Source organism: Acidiphilium sp., assembly GCF_049977125.1.
Lineage (GTDB): Bacteria > Pseudomonadota > Alphaproteobacteria > Acetobacterales > Acetobacteraceae > Acidiphilium.
On sequence record NZ_JBMFGY010000273.1, the window covers coordinates 1 to 2,726 of the forward strand.

The 2,726-nt window shown below is 56.5% G+C and carries 2 protein-coding genes; both read right to left on the reverse strand.

Annotation, left to right across the window (positions count from 1 at the left end):
* Positions 1-6 precede the first annotated feature (6 nt).
* Positions 7-1,134: a glycosyltransferase family 4 protein gene (locus ACP5E6_RS17965; protein WP_427956598.1), complete on the reverse strand. Its 1,128-nt coding sequence runs from the start codon at positions 1,132-1,134 to the stop codon at positions 7-9.
* Between the two features lie 77 nt (positions 1,135-1,211).
* On the reverse strand, positions 1,212-2,030 hold the full coding sequence (locus ACP5E6_RS17970; RefSeq protein ID WP_427956601.1) for a glycosyltransferase: 819 nt from the start codon (positions 2,028-2,030) through the stop codon (positions 1,212-1,214).
* Between the last annotated feature and the right edge of the window lie 696 nt (positions 2,031-2,726).

The window sequence follows — 2,726 nt, forward strand, 5'->3', positions numbered from 1 at the left end:
GCCTGTTCAACCGTGTTGGGCCATAGCGCCAGCTTGATGCCCCGTTCGTGATGGTTGCAGTTCTCCCCTACGGAGCATGCTTTCTGGATCGGCCACCAAGGCAGGATCAACTAGCAACGTCGACCGTACAAATCGATCGCGAATTGCGGTTGCCATCGCCTCCCACGCCGCTTCCGCCTGCGCAATGCCACCCTCAAGCGGTTCGCCAACTACCGCTCCCTGCCGCGCACGGAGCATAAACCTATGCACCGCAGCTGTTAGACCATCGCAATCGACATCACACATATAAGTGTTTGGCATACCCGATAATTGTTCCACTAACCCACCGACATTAGTGGCGATAACATGCCTACCTAACGCAATCGCTGCCGCAGCGACGCCCGACTGACTGGCTTGGGTATAGGGCAGGATCACCGCATCAGCCCAGGCGATATTCCTGACCAATTCATTTTCGGGAATCCAGCGCCGCTCAATCGTTACGTCCGGCATTGCTCCAAGCTGTTCAAGTGCGGTCGACTGAGGCCCCTCACCGGCAATCCGCAGCGTAAACCCGGGATTGGGACCAAGCCGGACCATCGCAGCAGCCAACAAATCCAACCCTTTATAAGGCAGCAACCGCCCGAACATCAGGATGCGAGGCAGCCCCCCATGGGTAAAGGGCGCGTTCAAATGCGCCGGCATCGCGCCGACCAACATCGGCGGATGCGACAACGTCAGAATATCCTGGTTTTCATCAACAAGTTGCATCGTGCGCAATTCGGCGGTGACAGCATGGCTGAGAGTAACAACAAACGCTGCCCGCTGGAGATAGCTCTGTTGATTTACAAGGCGAAAGCGTAGGCTCTCACCGGGGTGGGCCGATCCATCATGCACGACTACGCAATATGGGATGGTCAAGGCACTGATCATCACACGATCTAGCACTGCCGGCATAGCACAGACGGCAAAATCTGGTCGCAGCAAATCCAAACGAGCACGGATCTGCCGTTCCATCATGGGCCTGGTTAAAAATCGCCCGATAGCCCCTAGTGCAGAGCGATAGGTCGGTTGGCGCCATGGACAAGGCGGCGCATCTGTTGTCGACAAAATTTCCGCCGTCTCCGGCAGCGACAGAATGCCGTTCGTCTGCAGCAACCGTTCGAAGCCACTAGCCAAGTGAGACGCGAAGCGTGGTCCTGCGCCACGTCGACCCCAATGCCACACTAAAATTCTCATCGGATCCCACTCGATGCCAATGCCCGCCTCAACGCTGCGTCGCCGAGAACCTCGAGCACCTTAGCCTTTCCTCGCATCGCCAAGTTACCACGCCGATCAAAATCGTCAGCAAGCGCCCGCAACATTTGTGCGGCATGCGAAACATCAGGCTCAGCCCAACTGCAATCTGCCTGGGTATAGACACCACGAGGATCAACGACTGGAACAAGAGTAAAATCCACAAGCCCCGCACTGTCGGCATCCATAAAGTCCATATTACCAGACCACCCGGTTGCGACGACGGCACGACCAAACAGCATGGCAGTGGCCGGGATCAATCCAAACCCCTCAGCTCGATGCAAAGACAAAACAATATCGCTGATCGCAATCAGACCTCGCAGTGCAGATTCGGGCAGATTTTGATCAATCACTCGAATATTTTGCGAACTGCCAATAGCTGAAATAATAATCTGGCGATCGGACGGATAGAAACCAGTTCCGGATAATTTCACGATCAAAAGAACATCGCCTCGATCACCGAACGCCGCACGAAATGCCGCAATAGCAGCTTCAGGGTTTTTCCGCACAAGGCTAGATGCCACGTTCAGGACCACCAAAACTACGAGCACATTGTCCGCGATCCCGAAATCAGCACGTGAGCCACTTACGGGCAAGTCAGGCAATGCCGCAAGCGGATACGGCACCAAACGCACACGCCCCGGCGCAAGCCTCTCGAACGCGTTGACGCAAAATTGCGACGGCGCCCAAATCTCGTGTACAAACCTCGCACCAACATCCCAGCTCGGAGGTGTCGTTGGCAACTCCCAGGCGAACATGCCGATAATGCGGCGTGCTCGTATCAGACTTCGAGGCCACCGGGCCAGAGCCACCGGTAACAGATGTGCGTTCACGACAGCAAGCAACGCCGCGCCCGGCTCAGGAAGTGTCCCGGGCCGCGCTACAACTCCCGGAAGCCCAAGTGGGAGGGTCCCACGCCCGACGCCCAGCTGCGTCATCATCGTTGCCATATGCCGCGCAGTCTCGGCCAAGCCTGATTCGCTTTCGAAATCGCCTCCGACCACAATGCCCTCGCTAGTGGACGGCGGGAACTGATCTGGCTTACGTGCCATCACACCCCCAAGCCGGGTTAATCCTCGACGGCGTAAGTCAGCGGGCAACAGCCGCCACACTCGATGTAACAAACCCAGGTCGGATTGGCGCATTCTTGTCCCTAACCTGCGCAGTCGATGAATGTGAGGGGTAGTTTTCGTCTCCGATTAGCACGAGATACCGCCGCTGAAATGTTTGGTCCCTCTAAATCCCGCCGGAACCGATTTAACGCCAATCGGGAAATTTGAAAATTGGACAACACTGAATTCTTGCCGAATAAAAAATGCTCAATCGTTCTAGTGCCGCCCAGAACAACGCCTCGCAACTCGCGGCACCAAAGCGCCGCGTGCCTCACGGCTCCACGCTAGGGTCACGGCTGATCAGTACGCGTTCCACCCGGCGACCGTTCATTGCCTGAACCT